At 70.3% G+C, this 20,271-nt stretch carries 18 protein-coding genes and 2 pseudogenes; 15 read left to right on the forward strand and 5 right to left on the reverse strand.

Annotation, left to right across the window (positions count from 1 at the left end):
- Nucleotides 1–80 precede the first annotated feature (80 nt).
- From ACF07B_RS21460 to ACF07B_RS21505, 10 genes and pseudogenes are all read left to right on the forward strand, one after another.
- Entirely contained in the window at nucleotides 81–1,571 is a 1,491-nt protein-coding gene (locus ACF07B_RS21460; RefSeq protein ID WP_392180095.1) for an NUDIX domain-containing protein, read from the forward strand.
- Nucleotides 1,568–2,860: a protein-L-isoaspartate O-methyltransferase gene (locus ACF07B_RS21465; protein ID WP_392180096.1), complete on the forward strand. Its 1,293-nt coding sequence runs from the start codon at nucleotides 1,568–1,570 to the stop codon at nucleotides 2,858–2,860. The genes ACF07B_RS21460 and ACF07B_RS21465 overlap by 4 nt, the downstream gene beginning before the upstream one ends.
- Nucleotides 2,857–3,141 (forward strand): hypothetical protein, encoded by a 285-nt coding sequence (locus tag ACF07B_RS21470; RefSeq protein WP_392180097.1) that lies wholly within the window; start codon nucleotides 2,857–2,859, stop codon nucleotides 3,139–3,141. Before ACF07B_RS21465 ends, ACF07B_RS21470 begins: the two co-directional genes overlap by 4 nt.
- Nucleotides 3,138–4,283: an NUDIX domain-containing protein gene (locus ACF07B_RS21475; RefSeq protein ID WP_392180098.1), complete on the forward strand. Its 1,146-nt coding sequence runs from the start codon at nucleotides 3,138–3,140 to the stop codon at nucleotides 4,281–4,283. The genes ACF07B_RS21470 and ACF07B_RS21475 overlap by 4 nt, the downstream gene beginning before the upstream one ends.
- Nucleotides 4,280–4,384: pseudogene (locus ACF07B_RS21480) on the forward strand (dipeptidase); the annotation flags it as partial. The gene ACF07B_RS21475 and the pseudogene ACF07B_RS21480, both read left to right, overlap by 4 nt.
- Before the next feature lie 61 nt (nucleotides 4,385–4,445).
- Nucleotides 4,446–6,761 (forward strand): methyltransferase, FxLD system, encoded by a 2,316-nt coding sequence (gene fxlM, locus ACF07B_RS21485; RefSeq protein WP_392180099.1) that lies wholly within the window; start codon nucleotides 4,446–4,448, stop codon nucleotides 6,759–6,761.
- Complete coding sequence (locus ACF07B_RS21490) at nucleotides 6,754–7,533, forward strand: PIG-L deacetylase family protein (RefSeq protein WP_392180100.1); 780 nt, start codon at nucleotides 6,754–6,756, stop codon at nucleotides 7,531–7,533. Before fxlM ends, ACF07B_RS21490 begins: the two co-directional genes overlap by 8 nt.
- 249 nt (nucleotides 7,534–7,782) lie before the next feature.
- The gene (locus tag ACF07B_RS21495) at nucleotides 7,783–8,046 is read left to right on the forward strand and encodes a transposase (protein ID WP_392180101.1); all 264 of its coding nucleotides are present in this window, start codon (nucleotides 7,783–7,785) and stop codon (nucleotides 8,044–8,046) included.
- Nucleotides 8,047–8,165: 119 nt separating this feature from the next.
- Complete coding sequence (locus tag ACF07B_RS21500; RefSeq protein WP_392180102.1) at nucleotides 8,166–9,194, forward strand: DUF6193 family natural product biosynthesis protein; 1,029 nt, start codon at nucleotides 8,166–8,168, stop codon at nucleotides 9,192–9,194.
- Between the two features lie 319 nt (nucleotides 9,195–9,513).
- Nucleotides 9,514–12,498, forward strand: coding sequence for a hypothetical protein (locus tag ACF07B_RS21505; RefSeq protein ID WP_392180103.1), 2,985 nt, complete (start codon nucleotides 9,514–9,516; stop codon nucleotides 12,496–12,498).
- A 228-nt stretch (nucleotides 12,499–12,726) separates the two neighbouring features.
- Here the strand turns inward: ACF07B_RS21505 and ACF07B_RS21510 are convergent, their stop codons facing one another.
- A complete protein-coding gene (locus ACF07B_RS21510) occupies nucleotides 12,727–13,083 on the reverse strand; it encodes a hypothetical protein (protein ID WP_392180104.1) in 357 nt (118 codons plus the stop codon).
- A gap of 326 nt (nucleotides 13,084–13,409) precedes the next feature.
- Here ACF07B_RS21510 and ACF07B_RS21515 point away from each other — a divergent pair, with 326 nt between their 5' ends.
- The 5 genes and pseudogenes from ACF07B_RS21515 (at nucleotide 13,410) to ACF07B_RS21535 (ending at nucleotide 16,454) form a co-directional block, all read left to right on the forward strand.
- The gene (locus tag ACF07B_RS21515; protein ID WP_392180105.1) at nucleotides 13,410–14,030 is read left to right on the forward strand and encodes a hypothetical protein; all 621 of its coding nucleotides are present in this window, start codon (nucleotides 13,410–13,412) and stop codon (nucleotides 14,028–14,030) included.
- A gap of 86 nt (nucleotides 14,031–14,116) precedes the next feature.
- A complete protein-coding gene (locus tag ACF07B_RS21520) occupies nucleotides 14,117–14,791 on the forward strand; it encodes a hypothetical protein (RefSeq protein WP_392180106.1) in 675 nt (224 codons plus the stop codon).
- A gap of 107 nt (nucleotides 14,792–14,898) precedes the next feature.
- The gene (locus tag ACF07B_RS21525) at nucleotides 14,899–15,915 is read left to right on the forward strand and encodes an NAD(P)H-dependent glycerol-3-phosphate dehydrogenase (RefSeq protein WP_392180107.1); all 1,017 of its coding nucleotides are present in this window, start codon (nucleotides 14,899–14,901) and stop codon (nucleotides 15,913–15,915) included.
- Nucleotides 15,916–15,945: 30 nt separating this feature from the next.
- Nucleotides 15,946–16,062, forward strand: a pseudogene (locus ACF07B_RS21530) (peptide-methionine (S)-S-oxide reductase); the annotation flags it as partial.
- Complete coding sequence (locus tag ACF07B_RS21535) at nucleotides 16,059–16,454, forward strand: hypothetical protein (RefSeq protein ID WP_392180108.1); 396 nt, start codon at nucleotides 16,059–16,061, stop codon at nucleotides 16,452–16,454. The pseudogene ACF07B_RS21530 and the gene ACF07B_RS21535, both read left to right, overlap by 4 nt.
- Before the next feature lie 220 nt (nucleotides 16,455–16,674).
- Here ACF07B_RS21535 and ACF07B_RS21540 read toward each other — a convergent pair whose 3' ends face one another.
- From ACF07B_RS21540 to ACF07B_RS21555, 4 genes are all read right to left on the reverse strand, one after another.
- Nucleotides 16,675–17,367 (reverse strand): response regulator, encoded by a 693-nt coding sequence (locus tag ACF07B_RS21540; RefSeq protein ID WP_392180109.1) that lies wholly within the window; start codon nucleotides 17,365–17,367, stop codon nucleotides 16,675–16,677.
- A 4-nt stretch (nucleotides 17,368–17,371) separates the two neighbouring features.
- A complete protein-coding gene (locus ACF07B_RS21545) occupies nucleotides 17,372–18,601 on the reverse strand; it encodes a sensor histidine kinase (protein WP_392180110.1) in 1,230 nt (409 codons plus the stop codon).
- Nucleotides 18,602–18,628: 27 nt separating this feature from the next.
- Complete coding sequence (locus ACF07B_RS21550; protein WP_392180111.1) at nucleotides 18,629–19,507, reverse strand: CPBP family intramembrane glutamic endopeptidase; 879 nt, start codon at nucleotides 19,505–19,507, stop codon at nucleotides 18,629–18,631.
- 323 nt (nucleotides 19,508–19,830) lie between these two features.
- Nucleotides 19,831–20,217, reverse strand: coding sequence for a hypothetical protein (locus ACF07B_RS21555; protein ID WP_392180112.1), 387 nt, complete (start codon nucleotides 20,215–20,217; stop codon nucleotides 19,831–19,833).
- Between the last annotated feature and the right edge of the window lie 54 nt (nucleotides 20,218–20,271).

Below are 20,271 nucleotides of genomic sequence, written 5' to 3' on the forward strand. Positions count from 1 at the left end.
AGGGCGCCCAGATAGGGCCACCCCCGCGTACAGCATGTGCCGCTCCCCACGCTCCGCCCCCCAACTCCCGAGGTGACCACGTGCCGCCCTCCCGCTCCCACATCCGCGCGACCATCGAGGCCTACCTCGGCCGGCATGCCGAGGAACAGGAGGCACTGAACGGGCTGCTGGCTGTCCTCGACGGCACCGAGGAGCCGTCGAGCCGGGCCACGCTGCCCGGTCACGTCACCTGCAGCGCGGTGGTCATCGACCGCGACCGTCGCGTGCTGCACATCCGCCATCGGGTGACAGGGCTGCTGCTCGCTCCAGGTGGCCACGTCGAGGCGGGTGACCGTACGCTCATCGCGGCCGCCGTGCGGGAAGTGTGCGAAGAGACCGGGATCAGTCCCGGCGACCTCTGTCCGACCCCGCGGTTCCTCGACGGGCCCATCGACGTGGACGTCCATGACATCGACGCCCATCCGGCCAAGGGCGAGTCCGCCCACCAGCACTTCGACTTCCGCTTCGCGTTCTACCTCACGGCCGAGCAGCCGCCGCCGCTCGCCCTGCGGGACGAGGAAGTCGCCGGCGCCCAGTGGCTCGCGTACGCCGACGTGCGGTCCCCTACGCTGCGGGCCAAGCTCCTGGACGCCGTGGCGGAGGGCCTCGACGGGCGGCCGGAGCCCGTCAACGCCGGCGCGTTGCTCCAGGACGCGCATGGCCGGTACCTGCTTCATCTTCGGGATGACCGGGAGGGCATCTGGGAGCCCTGGGTGTTCGCCCTCCTCGGTGGCGGCCGCACGATGGACGACTCCTGCCTTGAGGCGACACTGCGGCGGGAGCTCGCCGAAGAGGCGCCAGGTCTGGAACCCACCGAACTGGCGCCGTTCGCCGTGGAGGAGGCGACGAGCGTCGACGGCCTCGCGGTGCCCATCCAGGTCTACGCCGGCCACTGGAGTGGGGATGCCGAGGCGGTGAAGCTCCACGAAGGTGTCCTGTTGAAGTGGTGCACCGTGGACATGCTCGACCGGCTCCGCCTGAGCCCCGGACTTGAGGAGCTGATCCGGCGCCACGCGGCCGAGCACCCCGCGGCGGAGGGACGGCGGGACGGTGCTCGTCCGCTGCCCGGCGAAGCCCCGGTGGGGACCGAGCTTCACATCGTCGGTGTCCACCTCCACCTCCAGGACGAACACGGTCGGATCCTCCTCGGCCTGCGCCACCCGGACTCCGCCTTCGCACCGGACACCTGGCATTTCCTGGCCGGCCACTGCGAGCGGGAAGCCGCGATCGACTGCCTGGTGCGGGAAGCGAAGGAGGAAGCAGGCCTCACCATCGCCCCGGAGGACGTCGAGCTCGTCCACACGGTGCACCACATCGACTCCCCCACCGCGCGGCCCAGGATCGGGCTCGTCTTCCGGGCCCGGTCCTGGACCGGCGACCCGGAGGTCCTGGAGCCCGACCGGTGCGTGGAGTGGCGGTGGTGGAAGCCGCAGAACCTTCCGGCCGCCGAAGTTGTGCCGTACACCCTGCGGGCCATCGACGGGATTCTCGCGGGGCGCCCGTACTCCGAGCTGGGCTGGGGCGAACGATGAGCACTCTGGACACCTGCCCCGCCGGCGACGAGGCGCCGGAGCACACCGCGCGCCAGGTCAGCGACGCCGCGCCGACGCCTGCGGAAGCGGATCCGGCAGTCTCGCGGGCCGCGATGGTCGCCCGGCTCGAGGAGGAAGGGGCGCTGAGCCCGGGACCGGTCCGCGACGCCCTCCTCACGCTGCCCCGCGAAGTGCTGATGCCGCAGGCGTACGTACGGCGCAGCGCCCCGGGCGAGGAGCCGCCGCGATGGGATCTGCTGGACTGGTCGGCGCCGCAGGACCGCCCCGAGTTGCTCGGGCTGCTGTACGGCGGGGCCAGTGTGCTCGTCCAGCACGATGGGGAGCCGCTGCTGGGCCGGGTGCGCGGGACGCGGTCCGGGTCGTCGATCACGTCGATGTCGACGGTGATGGGTTTGACCGCGCCTCTGCTGGAGGAGCTGGATCTGCGCCCGGGTCTGCGGGTGCTGGACGTTGGGACGGGCGCGGGGGTGACCGCCGCGGTGGCCTGTCAGGTCTGCGGCGACCAGGGGGTGGCGACCCTCGACCGGGACCGGCACCTCACCGACGGGGCAGAGGCGCGGCTGGCCGGCCTCGGCTTCCGGCCGGCGGTGGTGTGCGGCTCAGGCGAACAGGGCGTGCCGGGTCGGAAGTTCGACCGCATCTTCGTGTCGTACACCCTGGAGCGCGTGCCCGCGGCCCTCGTCGAGCAGCTCGCTCCCGAGGGCAGGTTGCTGGCGCACGTCAGCAGCGCGTCCCCGTCGTGGCCCGGCCTCGCTGTCGTCGAGCGCACCGCTGACGGGCGGGTCAAGGCGGAGCTGCGGGCCGTGGAGTTCGCCCACCGTGCCGGGCACGGCATGAACCGGATCTGGCTCAGCAAGGAGTTCCGCCAGCGCATCGCCACCGATCCGGGCACCTGGACGCAGCAGACCATGCTGGCACCGCCGACGGACACCGACCGGGGCCTGTGGCTGGCCGCCGATCACCTACTGGGAGGGCAACTGGTGCGGGACTTCGGCGCCGAGTACCTGGCGATCGGCGCGCCCGGCTGCGGATCGTGGCTGCGGGCGGAGCCCGTGGGGCTCTCTCGCTGGAACGTCACCGTCCAGGGCCCGCGCGACATCTGGAAGGAAGTCCAGGATCTGGCCGTCCGGTGGCGGGCGGCCGGCAGTCCCCGTCGCTACCGCCTCCTCTTCGAGCCGGGCGGTGGCCAGCGGGTCGCATCGGCGTGCGGCCGTCTGTCTTGGCGCCTCCCCACCCCCGGCCCGCTCGACAACGGAGCGTCCACGTGACCTGTCCCGACAATCCCTTCCCGAGCCTGTCTATGGGCAAGGAAGCCCTGTTCGCGGCGGCCGCCGCTCAGTACGACCGCTACCGGCCGGGTGTCCCGGCCGAGATGGCCGAGCTGCCGGCCGACACCGTCCGCGGCCTTTCCGATCCCACACTGCTCGATCTAAACACCAGCACCGGACAGGTCCCCCGGGCGCTGCTCGACGACTTCACGGACGGCGGATCGCTCCTGGAGGAGGCCCTGTTCACGGTGCTCGCCCGACGTCCGGCAGGTGCGCGGTGAGTGGCAGGCAACGGCACACCGAGCCGGTGGACGTCCACCTGATCCTGCGCCGGGAGACCGCCGACGGGTCACAGGTCCTGCTGTCACGGCGGGCCGGACCGGTGTACGCCACCGGCCTGTGGCACCTGCCGTCGGGACATCTGGACGGCCCGCACGAGGACGTCGTCACCGCCCTGATCCGCGAGGCGCGGGAGGAGACCGGTGTCGTCATCGATCCGGCCGACGTGCGGGCCGCCGTGACCGTCCACCATCGCAGCCCCGGAGGTGCCTCCCGTACGGGACATTTCTTCGAGGTCCGGCAGTGGAAGGGCGAGCCCCGGATCGCGGAGCCGGACGTCTGCGACGCGATGGACTGGTCACCCCTTCACGCGCTGCCCGTCGGGATGGTGGCGTACTGCCGTGCGGGCCTGGACGCCTACAGCGCCGGCGCCCACCTCGCTCTGCACTTCCAACTGCCAGGCGACGCCATCGCCTTCGACCCAGGCGCCGACCGACTGCGCCTCGTGCCGGACGTGACCGGCGGGACGGTCACCAGCACGGAGGCCGCGCCCCTGTACCGGACGCTTGGCTTCAGCGGCAACCCGGCGCCGATGCGGATGATCCGCCACCGCCAACCCGGCGTTGCGGCAGGCGGTGCGCGGCCGGACTCGACGTGGGTGCCGCCGCAGGAGTACGCCGACTCACTGCCCCGGGCGGCCGCGTTCGTGTGCCTCTACGTCACCGACGAGGACGACCGGCCGCTCCAGCTGCACTCCGTCTACTCCCCCGGCCACCCCTGGCACATGATCGGTGGCGCGATGGATCCGGGCGAGCGGCCCTGGGACGCGGTGGTGCGTGAGTGCCGGGAAGAAACGGGCATGACCGCCGTGGGTCGGCCCCGGCTGCTGGCCACCGTGTACGGGCAGCCCCGGGCGCAACGTCCGTACAGCACTCTGCAGCTCGTCTTCGATGGCGGGCGCCTCACCGATGCGCAGATCCGGGGCCTCACCCTCAACGCACGCGAGCACGACGAGGCCCGCGTCCTGCCCTTGGAACAGTGGCAGGCATTGATGCCGGCCCGCGATTTCGCGCGGCTGCGCGCCGTGGAGGAAGCCCGCCGCACCGGCGTGGCCGCGTACGTCGACACCTGGGGGAACGCATGACCACCAGCAGCATTGTCCTGATGTCCGACCGGAGGGTGGCCGCGATCCCCGTCCAGGAGTGCGGCGAGGTCCTCGTCGACGTCCAGCAGCCGGCCGGCCTTTACTGCCCCGTCGAACTGCCCTGACACCGACCCCCCGCCTTTCACGAACGAGGAGCGATCTGTGGGAATCACCCGGACCGACTGGTCCGAGCACTACACCGAAGGGCGAGGCTTCCGGCGGCTCGGAGACAGGGAGAAGGGCCTGCTCGTGGAGCATGCCCCGGCGCCCGAGGGCGGCCGCGCGCTCGACATCGGCTGCGGCACCGGCGAGATGTCCGCATACCTCGCCTCGCTCGGGTACACCGTCGACGGAGTGGACTTCGCCGAGGGCGCGCTGGAGCGGGCCCGCGCGGAGCACGCCGAGGTGGAGGGGGTGCGCTGGCTGTGCCTGGACGTGGAGCACGACGACCTGGCCGGCCTCGCCGAGGACGGCTACGACCTGATCGTCCTGCGCCTGTCGATCGCGTTCATCCGCGATCGCGCCCGTGTCCTTCGCCGTCTGACCGCCCGGCTACGCGATGGCGGGGTACTCGTCGTCATCACGCCGGTCGTGGAGAACACGCCGGAGGAGCGGCGCCACATCGCGCTGGACGAGAACGAACTCTCCGCGCTCACCGACGGGTTCGAGCACGCCGAACGGTTCGACGCGGCGGGACTGGCGGTGCTGGCCTTGCGCGGACCGGCTACGTCGTTCAGCGCGGAGGAGAAACTGCGGCCCGAGCCGCAGGCCGCCTTCGGTGCCGCGGTGGTAGTCACCGACGCATTCGGCCGGGTTCTGCTGGGACGCTCGACCCGGGAGATGTGGGAGCTGCCGGGCGGTCGTATCGAGGCAGGCGAGGCCGCACCAGCGGCGGCTGTCCGGGAGTTGACGGAGGAGGCCGGGCTGACGGCGCGCGTGGACGACGCTCACGTCATCACCGTGCTCCACGACGATCGTCTCGACGTGCGTCGCATCACCGCCGTGGTCCGCGTCTCCCGCTGGGACGGTGAACTCGGTCTGCCCGAGCCGCACCGCTTCGTGCGCTGGGAGTTCCACGACCTGAGCACGCTGGCAACCCTGGGTCGCATCTTCGCGCCCAGCGCCCAAGCCCTCACCGCGGTGTGGCCCGGGGTGCTGCCGGACCTGCAGCCGGTCCACTCCTACGCGTGCTCGGCCGCCGTCCCGTCGGTGCCCGGCGAACCGGTGGAGGCGCTCCGGTTGCGCGAGCGGATGGCGGACACCGTGATCGGCACGGGCTGGGCACCCTCGCCGCGGGTTCAGGCCGCGCTGCGCGAGGTCCCCCGGCACCGGTTCGTCCCGGAGGCCCGACTGGAGACGGCCTACCACGACGACCTCGCCGTGGTGACGGTCCGGGAGTCGCCCCAGACGGCGCTCAGCTCCGTCTCCGCGGCCTGGCTTCAGGCCGACATGATCGAGCAACTCCGGCTGGAGCCGGGGACGACCGTGCTGGAAGTCGGCTCCGGCGGGTACAACGGCGAGCTCTTGGCGCACGTCCTGGGGCCGCGCGGACGCGTGGTGACCGTGGACGTCGACCCGTATGTGGTTCACCGCACCCGCAGGCTGTGCGCGGAGGCCGGCAGCGGGCGGGTCACCGCGGTCCTCGGCGACGGTGGACTCGGTGCGCCCGGCCACGTCCCCGCCCGGGGGTTCGACGGGGTGATGATCACGTATAACGCGTCGGACATCGCTCCGGCCTGGCGGGAGCAAGTCGCCGAGGGAGCAAGGTTGGTGGTGCCGCTGGAGATGGGCGGCTACACCCGCTCCCTCACCCTGATCCGGCGCGGCGACGTGCTGCACTGCGAGCACTGGACGTACTGCGGCTTCGTGCGAGACCGCGGCGCCGCCGCCCGCATCGCCCCCGCCGTCCCGCTGTCCGACGGCGAGGTCACCGTACGGTGGGAAGACGGTGAACCCGGCGATACCTCCGGACTGGAAAAGGCACTGCGCGGGCCCCGGCACGAGCTCGCCACCGGCCTCGTGGTCCGTGGCACCTTCAATTTCGAGACCTTGCAGATCTACGCCGCGACCACGCTGCCGGGGTTCTGCCGCTTGGCCGTCCCGGACGGATCCACGCTGGTGGCGCAGCAGGACGCGGCGGCGATGCTGGCGGACGGCTCTCTCGCCTACCTGACCTACCGCAAGGTCAAGGACGCCCCGAATCCGGCCGACCGCCTCACCGAGTTCTTCATCCACGCCTACGGCCCCGGCGCCGACCAACTGGCGGAGCGCTTCGCCGACTGCGTGCGCACCTGGGACCAGACGGTACGCGAGATCGGCTACCCGCCGATGACCGTCCACCCGGCCGACACACCCGACGATCAGCTGCCAGACGGTGACGTGCTCGACAAGCCCTCCGCACGGCTGATCTTCCGATGGCCCGGCCGCGTTCCCGACGGGACGCGGGCCTCTGTCGCGGCGGGCGCACAGCGTGCCTGACTCCGATGGACTGATCCCCTCCGTGCTCGGAGTGTTCGCGCACCCCGACGACGAGAGCCTCCTGGCCGGCGGTGTGCTCGCACAGCACGCCGCCGCCGGTGCCCGCACGGCGGTCGTCACCGCGACCTGGGCCACGGGCGGCCCGCGCGCCGCCGAGCTCACCGACGCTCTACGTGTCCTGGGCGCGGGCGCACCGAGGATGCTCGGGTTCGGCGACGCCCGCAACGAAGCGTCAGCGCCCGGACAACCCCGCTGGTGCGACGTGAACCTGGACGAGGCTGTCGCCCAAGTAGCGGCGCACATCAGACGGTTCCGTCCCGCTGTCGTGGTGACCCATGACGTCCTCGGCCAGCTCACCGGGCATCCGGACCACCGGCGCACCCATCAGGTGACGTTGCTCGCGGTGGAGGCCGCCGCTCTCGCCCACCTGCACCCTGAGGCCGGGGAGCCGTGGCAGACCAGCGCCCTCTACGCGGCGACGCACCCCCAATCCGGGATCGGTGAACTGGGGCCACTCCTTGCGGGGGTCGGGAAAACGTTGCTGAGCGTGCCGGACGAGCACGCGACCGCCGCCGTGGACGTGACGGCTTGGCTCGATCAGAAGTGGGCTGCGATCTGCTCGCACCGCAGCCAACTCGAGGGCGAACGGCCACTGCCCGCGCTCCTCTCCCGGCTCGACGACGAGCGCCGAGCTCGGATTTTGGGCACCGAGTACTTCACCCGCCTCCGCATCACACCGGATGCGCCCGGCCTGCGACACCTGACGTCCTGACCCGCGCTCCGAGCCGGCGTCCGACCAGAGACGCTCTGGGCATGCGGTCTGGAGAGCACCGCAGCGCTGGTCACCGACCAGCTCGCGTGTTCTGGCAGGTGCCGGGCCTGTCCGAGCGGCACCGCCGCTCCAGCACCGGACTGACAGGCTGACTGCGGTCGATCGCGATCGAGCTCGGCGGACGTCCGGCCGCGCGGTTGTGCCGCCGCTCGAGGCCGGCGGCGAGCCAGGACCCGGCTGCTCAGGCTGTTGACGGCGCCGACGGTGCCGGCCCGCGCGCCGCGAGTGCTGGGGGCGGACGAGTCCGCTTTCCGCAAGGGCTGCGTCTACGGCACCGTGCTCATCGACGTCGAGGCCGGTCGGGTCGTGGACGTGCTGTCCGATCGCACCTCCGAGAAGTTCGCGGCCTGGCTGACCGAGCATCTCGGAGCGGAGATCATCTGCCGGGACCGGGCCACCGCCTACGTCCAAGGCTGTCAGGGAAGCCGCCCCGCATGCCCTGGAAGTCGCTGATCGCTGGCACCTGTTGCAGAACCTGTCCTCCGTGGTGGAGAAGACCTGCCACCAGCACCACGACTGCCTACGCAAACGCGCCGGGGAGGAGACACTGACCGAAGTGCCGGAACCTCCCGATGCTGTTGCCGCTCACGGAACTGCCCCGCACCCAGATCATCGAACGTACCCGCCATCGCCACGAGCACATCCACCGCCTGCTGGACAAGCGCTGGACGGTCAGTGCCATCGCCCGCCGTCTGAACCTCGACCGCAAGTCCGTGCGCCGCATCCGCTACACCGACCTCGACGAGCTGCTGGCCTCCGCGCGCGAGCGCCTCCCCAATGGTGTCCTGGAGCCGTTCAAGGCATACCTCAACGCCCGCTTCACCGAAGGCCAGGGCCAGGTCAGCAGCACCCGAGTGTTCCTGGAGATCCAGGCTCGCGGCTACCCCGGCAGCCGCCAAGTCGTCCGTAAACACCTCGCCGTCCTCCGGTCGGGCACCGCCGAGCCGTCCGGGCCGACACCCCGAGCCCCCGCAAGATCACCTCGTGGACCATGCGGCCCGGGAGACGCTCGCCATGTATGGCCGAGCCTCGTGCCGACTTCTTCGGACACGCAGTCTGACCCGGCCATGATCTTCGTTATCAGAGCACCGGTTTCAGGCAACGGCGGCGACACTATGACAGTGGACGCGAATGACGAGACCTGCGATCGGCAGTTGCCCCTGCCTCCAAGACCAGTTCTGCCAGACATAACTGCAGCACGCAGTCGCGATCCAGCTGACGTTGTCGAGGCCCATTGGCAGTCCCTGCAACTCAGCTGGCAGTGGAAGCACGCAGTGCACCAGATCCGTTCTCCCGGGCGGCCATATCCGGGCATCGTTCCGTTGCTGGAGGCTGCTGCGGCTCAACCACGACTCCGGCGGCTGTGTCCGTTCACCAGCCACTTCGCCCTGTGCTTCAGCAGCTCCACCAACTACCCCTGGACCGTACGGGCCGGGTCGATCGAGCCCCTGGACAACGGACGATTCAAGGTTCGTCGGCGCGGTCCATCCGCAGTAATCGGCGAAGTCGCGACCGCCGAAGAGGCTCTGGCCCTGGTGCTTGAACTCCTGCCCACCGGCCCCGCGCCCCCCATCACCGCCTCCGCGGACGAGCACGTGTGACGGTGCGTGGCCACGCCCGACCGCCGGGGTCCGGGGCAGCCCCGTCTCGGCGACGAGAGTGCGGCACGGCGGAACTGTTTGGTGTGCGATGACCGCCGTCCATCCACAGGACCATGGCGGGCCGTGCGTCCGACGGAGGCATTCGGTGATCCTGTAAAGCGGCGTCGGCGGCGAGCCGTTGACCCGGGCGCCGGCTGTTCGGCGAAACGGGCGGAGTCCGGGACCGCAGCGGGACGATGCCGCCGACTCCTACCTGGGCGTATGTGTCTTTGGCCTGTGTGCAATGATCCCGCCCTTAGGTTCAGGAGAAAGCGGCCCCATGCCCTCACATTCGCGTCACGTCGCCCTGCCCGCGGCCGTTGCCTGCGCGCTGGTCCTCACCGGATCGGTCGCACTGCTTCCCGCCGCCGCGGCCACCACCGGAGTGACGGCCTCGCTGCCGGCGCGGACCACGTCCGTACCGCCGGCCGACCATGTGTCGGGGTCCGGTCAGGCGGTCGTCTGGCAGCAGAGCAGGTCCGCCGACAGGCTGCCGCACGGCTGGCTGTCTGTGGCGGGCGGCACCCCACAGGACCTCGGGCCACTGGCCGACACCGCCGAATCAGCCCAGCCCGACGCGGTGTCCGTGCAGGGTTCTGTGGTGGCGACCGCCACCTCGGCCAACCCCAACGGCGACCTCGCCGACCACGTGACCCTGCGCCACCTCGACACGGGCGCCCAAGAGACCCTCGCCGTCGCCTACGACAGTTCCGGCGACTCGCTCGACGAGCGCTACCGGGCCCAGGCCGGCGACGGCATCCTCGTCCAACAGGCCTACGAAAACAGCGACTCGGCGTACCGCGTGCGGCTGGTGCTGCGTACCGCCGGCGGCGACCGCACCCTGTTGTCCGACGACGAACAGTACGAGGTACTGGCGTCGGACGCCGACGGGGCGCTGGTTCTGCGGCGGACCGCACCCGGCTGGGGTCACCAGATCGACTACGTCGACTTCGCCACCGGCACGACGGTCACCGTCGCCGAGCCCGACACCGACCAACTGCCGCAGGGACTGGAGTTCACCCCCTCCCACTTCGGCGTCATCGACGGCGCGACCCTGACCGAGTGGCGGCGATCCGCGCCCGCCGACGGACCGGCAACCGTCACCCTGCCCACCGACAAGGCCCGCTGGATCAGCGACGACACCCTGGCCTGGTACATGTGGAGCGCCGACGGCAACGAGCTGTACGCGATGTCCCGTGACGGCTCCACCGCGGCCGCCGACCTCGACGGCACGTTCCGTGACCTATCGGTTGGCGACGACGGCCGGATGCGTGCGTCGCTGTACCGGCCGGACAAGGACGCCGCCGTCCAGACCCTCGTCGACGGCCGGGTGTCCAAGGCTGACGGCGACGCGTCGACGATCCCCGCCGGCCCGGCACGCCTGGATGCCCTGGCCCTGTCCGGCGGCACCCTCTACACCGCCGACGACTCCTCCCGCGGCACCGGTGTGCTGCTCTCCTCCGGCCTCACGGTCGGCCCGTCCGGAGCATCGGCGGCCACGCCGTCACGTGTTCTGGCCTATTCGACCGGCACCGTGCATCAGACGCTGGCCGCCTCCGGACACCGGGTGCTGGTCGAGCAGGGCGGTGCTTACCAGGTCTACGACCACGGGAAACCGACCGGCGTGCCCCTGGACCTGGGTGACGCCTCGACCGATCAGGTCAGGGATTTCGACGGTGACCACTTCCTGTTGTCGGACAGGACAACCGACGTCAACGGAAGCCTGCTGCTGTACACCGTCGCGACCGGCAAGAGTGAGCGCGTGCCCGACGGCTCGGTCCTGTACGGAGGCGCCTTCTACACCTCGGTGAAGAGCGGCACGTCCGGCTGGTCCGTGCGGCGGACCGACCTGGCGACCGGCGCCACGTCCACCGTCACCACGGTGGACTGTCTGCCCGGAGGCCTCCAGGTCCGCGGCCCGTGGATCCTGCTGACGACGTGCGGGGTCGGCTCGAACCAGGGCCTGCTGATCAAGACGGGCGCGACCACCACCCGTACATCGGTGGACTCCTCCGTAACGGCCCCGGTCCTCGGTACGGACACGCTGTACACCTTCACGAGGAACGCCGGACCGGGCATCACCGTGAACGCCCAGGCGCTGGGTGTGGCCGAGGCCACCGCCCAGCCGCTGTTCACGCTGCCGTCGAGGGCGAACACCGGTGCCGCCGAGCGGTGGGCCGTGGACCGTGAGGCGCCGTGGGCCGCCTGGATGGACGACGACGGCGTCACCCACACGGTGTGGGCGGGCGCCCCGTCCCGCTCCTCCGATTCCGCCTCCGTCCCGACAGGGTTCAGTCCGAACGGTGACGGCTCGACCGACTCCTGGGCACCCACCTGGACGTACAACCGGCCGGTGACCTGGACGCTGACCCTCAAGTCCGGCAGCACCTCAGTGCGCACCCTGACCGGAACGGCCACGGGCGGGAAGGTCGCCCCGGTCTGGAACGGCAAGAACCCCGCGGGCACGGCGGTCACCGAGGGCGACTACACCTGGACGCTCACCGCGAAGGACACGGTGACGGACGAGCCTGCGGCCGGCCTCAGCGGTACGGTCGCCCTGCGCAGGAGCGTTCCTGTCGCGTCCGCCACCGCACCCGCTCTCGCCAGCGACGGCTCGACCGGCGCGGTGATCCCGGTCGGCTGGGCGGCGAAAACGGTGGGCGTGACGTCGTACGACGTCGGCTGGCGGGTCGCCACCCGCAGCAGCACGGGCGTATGGACGCTCGGTTCGCTCCAGACGTGGCGCACCCGCACCACGGCCAAGTCCGCGACGTTCGGCGCATCCGGCAGCCCGGTGACGCCGAAGTCCGGTCTGACGTACCGCTTCTACGTACGTGCCCATGACGACGCCGGTCAGACCGGGGCGTGGAGCACGGCGGCCGCGACCGGCGTACCGATCGACGACCGGTCCTCGCTCCTGACCTACAAGGGGACCTGGACGTCGGCGTCGGTGACGTCGGCCTGGGCGAAGACAGAGCGGGTGTCCGCCGCGAAGGGCGCCACGGTGTCCCTCACCGGCGACGGCACGAAACTCCGGATCGTCGCGACTCGGAAGTCGAACGGCGGCCGCTTCGCGGTACTCGTCGACGGGGTCACCGTGGGCACGGTGAACACCTACGCTGCGACGACGGGCTACCGGAAGGTGGTGTTCACGTACACGCTCGGTACGAAGATCACCGGCCACAAGGTGCAGGTGAAGGTGCTGGCCGGCAGCTCGGCCGGACGCTCCACCGTGCACCTGGACGCGGTCATGATCACCCGTTGACCCGTTGATCCGGACGACCAGCCCGGATGTCATGGAGCTTCCCCATCCGCCCAGAGGGTGGCTGGGGAAGCTCCACGCGTTTCCACGGTGTCGCCGACCCGACCTCGGACGGAGGGGGCGTAGCTCTGCCTTGCGGTACGCGGGGCCGCTTATCGGCCTTCGGCCGGCGTCATCCGTCGGTGTTGATGTCACCAATGTGATGTCATCGGGCGCATCCAGCAGGGGGCTTCATGGCCGAAGGTTCTCGCTTTGTGGATCAAAACAGACCAATCCGTGACTCCGAGCCACCTGGGCCGCGTACTCAGAGACCTCCTCGGCCTGGCGGTAGGACATCAGTAGGTACACCATCGGCCCAGACGCCTCGCCGATCAGTGGTGGGGACGCCCAGGGACTCTTGTAGCCGACCTGACTCTCCTCCGGATAGCGCTCAGTCAGAGCTTTAACGTACGCCTCGATGCGCGCGGACGGCGGTACGGCAACGCCGTCCGACTCCAGGTATCGCTCGTACAACTCGTCGTAGAGGGAACCTGCTTCGACGTTGTCGAGCGGGGGCTCTCCCTCCCAAACGGCAAGGTCGTAGGTCATGCCTGAATGATCGCAGGTGATGTATCCGCTCAGAACAGTGAGGCGGCGCCAGGGCCGACGCCCTGAGTTTGGGAAGCTGAGGTGGTCTACGGGCGGAAGCTCCACTGCCCTGCGGCGGAACGATGCAGGCGCTTGGTGAGTGGGCCAACTGGTTCCCCTTGGATCCCCGCACGATCGGCCACGTCTCTGGCGCGACCGCTTCGTCCGGGAGCTACGCGGTCGGCTGCCGCCAGAAGCTGAAGTGCCCTGGGAATGCCAGGTATTCGCTCTGTTGGAGACGTCTATGCTGCCCATGATCACGTGCGGGTACGTCTGAGGAGGCTTCCATGGCTGATGCGGAAACGGGAGGCGGGAGCGTCGTTTCGGACGAGATGAACGAGACTTCGGGTCCGGAGCGTCTGGGTGACGCGGATCAGGAGGTCTCCACAGAACGACGGAGACTGCCGAGCGCGGCGGTCGTGGTCGTCGGTCTCGCCTTCCTCGGCGTCGTGGCAGGAGGCCTGTTCTGGCTGTTCCAGGACGGGTTGTCCCACCCGTTCGGGGACGCCCGGGCCTGTGAGGGCAGCGACTCCACGCTGACGGGGAAGATCTCGCCCGGAGGCGTGCCGATCCCCGCCGATGCCACCGACGTCCACTACATCACGCAGGATGGCTTCGCCGAGGTCTCCTTCCTGAGCGATCAGATGCCGGACTATCTGCACCGCACAGGTCTCGTCCCGGAGGGAGAGCCTCTGTTCGACGAGAACTACAGCAGCGCGTACGCGTGGGGTGAGGGCGGTCACGAGATGCCCGATGGACTGTGCGGGCCGGCTCTCAAGGGACCTGTCTGGAACTATCACGGCACGGGTCCCGGCACCGGTGTCAGCATCCTGATCGAACGCACCCCCGCCGGAGCCACCCTCCGCGCTCCGGCCCGTGTCGTCGCCTCCTTCGACTTCGGCGAGTGACGGATCACCGGTGCCGAGGGTCGGTTCCGTCGCCCTCCTCTCTGCGTGGCAATGCGCCCGGCTGCGGGCCCGAGCAAGGAGCACAAGTGCCCGTACTACCTGACGACGCCAGCCTTCCCGACCGTGAGGCGGTCCTTGGGCAGGCGATCCCTTTCGACCGGGCCCGCTGGACCTCCCAGCTCCCGGATTCCACTTGGTGGCCGGACGCGCTCGACGGGTGTCCGCAGACGGGCCGTTGGCCCCGGGTGGACCGGCGGGCCGTGTTCGGCATCGCCCGTCGGGCCGACACCGCTGAAGGCCGCCGCCACCTCCTGGTCGCCGCCCTGGTCTGGGGGAACGGTACGAAGGTGCGGTCGGTCCGGCGCAGCGCACGCATCTTCCAGAACTCCACCCGCGCGGACCTAGACGCCCGGCTGTACAGAGCGCTCGACGTGCTCCGGGAACACGGCGCCGTCGCCGCCTACCGCGCCTTCAACAACGATCAGCACAGCCCTTACCTGGGACCGGCGTTCTTCACCAAGGTGCTCTACTTCGCCGGGCACGACAGAGCCGTGGGGCAGCACCGTCCGGTCATCCTGGACAGCGTCGTGTCACGGGCCCTCAGGGCCGCGGGCGCGGTGGAGGCCAATTGGCCGGACAACGGATGGACGACAGCCCAGTACGGCCATTACGTGTCCATGGTGCACGACTACGCGCGTGCCCAAGACGTCCTGCCTGACCAGGTGGAGGCAGCGTTGTTCTCCTACGGCAAGCGGCTGTAGGGACTCACGCTGAGACTGCCTTTGCCGGTTGCGGCACGGCCACGAAGTCCCCAATACGGAGAGTAGCGGATAGGGTCACCTGAGTCAGGGCTCGCTAGGCGGACGGGGTGTATCGGGTGGCTCGGGTTGCGGTGTTCTCCGCGGGATCGTGGGGGACGACGATGGCGAAGGTGTTCGCCGATGCCGGCAGCAACGTCATGATCCACGCCCGGCGGGCCGAGGTCGTCGACGAGATCAACACCCGGCACCACAACGCCCGGTACCTCCCTGACGTAGCCCTGCCCGCCCAGCTCCACGCGACGACGAACACGACGTTCGCCCTCTCCGGCGCGGCATACGTGGTGCTGTCGGTCCCGGCTCAGACGCTGAGGGCGAATCTCACCGCCTGGGGCCCGTACATCAGGCCGGACACCGTCGTCGTCAGCCTGATGAAAGGTATCGAGACGCACTCCGGGATGCGGATGTCCCAGGTGATCAACCAGGTGACGGGAATCCCGTTCGAGCGGATCGCGGTGGTGTCCGGGCCGAACCTGGCCAGGGAGATCGCCGGAGGCCGGCCCGCTGCGTCCGTGATCGCCTGTCCCGACGAGAAGGTGGCCGCCGCGCTGCAAAAGGCCTGCCACACCCCGTACTTCCGCCCCTACACGGGCACGGACGTGGTGGGCTGCGAGCTCGGCGGCGCGACCAAGAACGTCATCGCCCTCGCGGTCGGCCTCGCTGCGGGCCTGGACTTGGGCGACAACGCGCGGGCCCTGCTCATCACCCGCGGGCTCGCGGAGACCGCTCGCCTGGGCCAGGCAATGGGCGCCGACCCGCTGACGTTCTCCGGGCTCGCCGGAGCGGGTGACCTCATCGCCACCTGCACCTCGCCTCTGTCCCGCAATCGCACGTTCGGGGAGCATCTTGGGCAGGGCATGACAGTGGCCGAGGCCACGGCAGCGACGAAGCAGACGGCGGAGGGTGTGAAGTCCTGCCGGGCCATCCTGGACCTGTCACGAGTTCACGGCATTGAGATGCCCATCACGGAGGTCGTCGCGGCAGTGATCGACGGAACGGTGACCGTTGCCGACGCCGCGGCGGCCTTGATGTCCCGGGCGCCGAAGCCCGAACACGGCACCCCCTGATATCGGAGTGGGCGCCTGCCTTGCTTGGCGGGCGGTACGTTCTACCCGGCAGGCGGCCACCACCAGCAGTATCTTGACCGCAACATCAACGGCCACGGCGGAACCGGCGTTTCCCGTCCGATCGGTGTGGCTCCGACCAAGGGGTGAGTCTCGCCATAGACCCTGCTCTCCTGGCGGCTTTGTGGAGGGAACGGCATCCGTCGGGCCCTCCCGTCGCTCACACGTTTCGCACCAGGTACGCGGATCGCTGGGTACGCTTCCACAGCCTTCCCGGCTCGAAGCGCCACCCGGAGTCCGAGGACGAGTACGCGATCCTGCTGGACCGGTACAACACGATCCTGGACGAGTTGTTCGCGGACACGGACGTGTTCGTGGTGACCATGGACTGGTCGGACACACCGACGGGGCCCGAGGGCTACCCGACACCACGACGGACACTGCACCCCGACAGCGTCCGCTGGTGGACCGAGTCGGACCAGGGCGACCCCGACCCGGAGTTCCACACCCACACACGGCTGTACGCCGACCGGCGCCGGTGAAACCGCGGCTGCATCGACCGACTGCTGCGAGCCGTCGCGGACGACGCTCTCGCCGAAGTCTTCATCGCCGACACGGAACTGCGACGCATCCACCACCCCTACGACGGCGGCGCGGACCTCATCCTTGCCACGCCTTCAGAACGTGACGGTGTGCGTGACCGACACGGGGACTGGCTTTCCAGCCACCCAGCCGGCCTCTGAGAGCCAGGTCGGCCCCCGGTCAGTCGGCCGCTGGGATCAGCCCGACCCGGTAGGCGAGGACGACCGCCTGGACCCGGTCGCGCAGGCCGAGTTTGGCCAGGATCCGCGAAACGTAGGTCTTGACCGTCTCGGGGGTGATGAACAGCGCCGTGGCAATCTCCGCGTTCGACAGCCCCTCGGCGATCTGCCGGAGCACGTCGAGCTCGCGGGGGGTCAGCGCGCGTACGAGGTCTTCTCTGGCCTGCCGGGAGGTGTCGGCAGGCCGCAGGTGTTCGGCGAAGTGACCGATGAGGTGGCGGGTGACGGCGGGCGCCAGCAGGGACTCGCCCCGGGCGACCGTCCGAATCCCGTTCACCAGCTCCGCGGGAGGCGCGTCCTTGAGGAGGAACCCGCTGGCTCCGGCCCGCAGCGCGTCGTAGACGTAGGCATCGACGTTGAACGTGGTGACGACCAGCACCTTCGGCGGGAACTGGGCACCGGGACCGGCCAGTTGCCGGGTCGCCTGGATACCGTCGAGCAGAGGCATCCGGATGTCCATCACCACCACGTCGGGCCGCAGCCGCCGTGCGGCCTCCACCGCCTCGTGCCCGTTCTCGGCCTCCCCGACGACCGTGAGGTCGGGCTGCGCGGAGAAGATGGTGACGTAGCCGGTCCGCACCAGTGCCTGGTCGTCGCAGACGAGTACACGGATGGACTGCGGCGCATCGCTCACGGGGTCACTCCTGAACGGGCTTGGACGGAATCGTCGCGCGGACCTCGAACCCGCCCTCGGGCCGGGGTCCGGCCTCAAGTTCACCATCGAGCATCCACACCCGCGCACGCAGCCCGGCCAGGCCTCGTCCTCCCGCTGGGCCAAGCTTCCGCGGGACCGGTACGGTCGCCCGGGAGGCGGCGGGTGCGTCGGTCGTCACCTTGATCTCGACGTGCTCCTCGCGGTGCCGGACCAGGACGTGTGCCGGCTGCCCGGACGCGTGCTTCAGCGCGTTGGTGAGCGCCTCCTGCACCACGCGGTACGCGGCCAGCTCCACGTCCACGGACTGCGCCCGCCGCTCGCCCTGCTCGCTGAACTCGACCAACTGACCCGACCTGCGGGCCTGTTCGACCAGGTCGACCACCCGTCCCAGGGTCGGGGCCCGGTCCGCGCGCGCCGGGGCGGCGACCGCGGACTCACCGGTCGCCTCCAGCACACCCAGCAGGTACCGCAGCTCCGTCAGAGCCCGACGGCCGGTGTCGCTGACGGCCGCCAGTCCCTCCCCTGCCCGTTCCGGCGCGGACGTGAGCAGGAACTGCGCCGCGTCGGACTGAACCACCATGGCCGTCACGTGATGGGTGACCACGTCGTGCAGTTCGCGGGCGATCCGTGCCCGCTCGGCGGCCGTGGCCACCTCAGCGGCCAGCCGCCGCCGCTCCACCTCTTCCCTGCGCCGCGTACGCACGACACTCCCCACCAGCCAGATCGCGGCCAACGTCAGATAGAACGCCAGATAGTCCGGGATTTCCAGTGGTGAGCCGAGGTGGTGCAGGACGACGGCCAGTACGGCGTAGGCCGCACTCGCCGCGACACTCACAGCGCGGCGGAGGCTGACCTGATGGGCACCGGCGGAGTACAGGGCGAGATACAGTCCCACACTCCCGAACGTCGTCGCGAAGCCCAGCGCCTGGTGCGTGGCGAACGCGGCTGCGACGACGGCCAGACAGATCGCGGGCCACCGGCGGCGGGCTGCCAGCGGCAGGGTCTGAGCCAGGGTCAGCGCGATGCCCAGCCCGTTCGCCGGCCGCTCGGGCAGATCGCCGATCTGCCCTCCGATGTTCGACAGGGTCGGCACGAAGGCCAGCAGGGTGAGCACCAGAGCGAGGACGCCGTCCTTGACGGAGGTACCCCGCTCGCTCCACCAGTCACGTAATGCCCGGAACAGCGGGGTACGCCAAAGCGCCTGACGGGACATCAGTTCAGTTCCTCCAGTCGGCCTGTCTCAGTGCCGGGCCCGCCGCCGGGGCAGCAGTCGGCCGCTCCGGTGGGCCAGGACGGCCATCGGGACGGTGATCAGTACCCCGAGGAGGATGGGCACGATCGACGTCTCCAGGCCGAAGCCGTCGCCGGTCAGCAGGGTGGAACCATGGACGTCGACGGTGTACAGAGCCTCGGGGGTGTGTCCGGAGACCGGGACGCCGAGCAGTTGCTCGACAGTGTTCCAGGCGAAGTGCAGACCCACGACGAACCAGATCTTACGCCGCCACAGGAACGCGGCACCGAGCATGACGCCCGCCTCGAGAGCGATCGCCACCAGGCTCCGCCCACTGGCACCCGGAGCCCCCAGGTGGGCGACGCCGAAGAACAACGCGGTGATCGCGACGGCGGCCCGGCTGCCCCACAACTGCTCCAGAGCCTGCAGGGCGAGGCCGCGGAACAGCAGTTCCTCGGTGACCGCGGCGCCGATCTGCACCATGACCGTGGACCACACGACCGACACGAAGCCGTTGCCCGCCCAGGAGAACGAGTAGCCCCCGAAAGCCGTGATCAGGAGTGCGGACACGAGGATGAAGCCCAGACCGATCCCGCCGCCGAGCAATAGCTCCCGGCCGGCCCCGCGCCGGGCGATCTCCGGCGTGGAGCGTCGGGCGACGAAGCGCATGACCGCCCAGTACACGGCCACCGCGGCAGCCGCTCCCAGCGCCGGCACCGGACCGGGGCCCGTCGCGGTCAGGCCCGAGACGAGACCGACACCGACCATGCCCGTCAGCATCCAGCCGAGCGGAGATCGAACGATCCGGCCGAAACGGCCGCCCCGGCCGTCGCCCTCTTCGTCCGGGCCGGAGCCTGTGTCGTGCGGTGCGGTGGACGTCGTGCCCATCGTGGCCTCCCCCTGTGGTGGTGGTCGCACCGGTGGCGACCTGACAACCACGCTAGGGACGCGCCGACGTCCGCGAGTCACCCCCACATGGACAGTCCCTGTAGCTCTCAAGGGGGATGCGCCGCCCCCGCCCGCCCATCCAGGGCGCGTGTCGAGTCGTGATCAACCCGGCGGATCCTTCCGCGCCATGGAGCGGATCCGGTAGCGCATCCGGCATGACGCGGGTGCAACTGAAGGGCGATGAAAGGGATTTCATCGGGCGGTACGTGCCGATGGGCAGGTACCGCCCCTGTCCCGAGCTACCCGCACGATGATTGAGCGGTTCAGGCTGGTTGCTCGTCGCGGCTCTCCGGGGTGAAGGCGTCGCGGCGAGCGAGGGTCACCGACAGAGGCAGACCCAGCCGCTCGGCCGCGCGTCGCCGGACACGCACCTGCGCTCGGGTCCGGGGCCGGAAGGAGGGGAGCCGCGAGCAGCCGCAGCCAGGGCGGTGATCGTAGGTCAGCCCCTCCGCGAGTACGGTCGCAACGACGGACCACGCCTTCGTGTCACGTCGCCGGGGCGCGGCGAAGTCGTAGCCGGCGAAGACGAGTTGTTCACGGCAGCCAGGACAGACGCGCTTACGGATCGGCCACGTGCTGCCCTTGAAGGCGAGCCGGCACGCGACGCACACGTAGTGCCGAAAGGCGCCGTTGAACGCGTGGTAGCACATGGTCCGACAGAGTACGCATCGTCCGCGGGCGGGCCCAAGCGGATTCCTGGTGCC

This window comes from Streptomyces sp. NPDC015532 (assembly GCF_043078065.1).
In the GTDB taxonomy this organism is placed as follows: Bacteria; Actinomycetota; Actinomycetes; order Streptomycetales; family Streptomycetaceae; genus Streptomyces.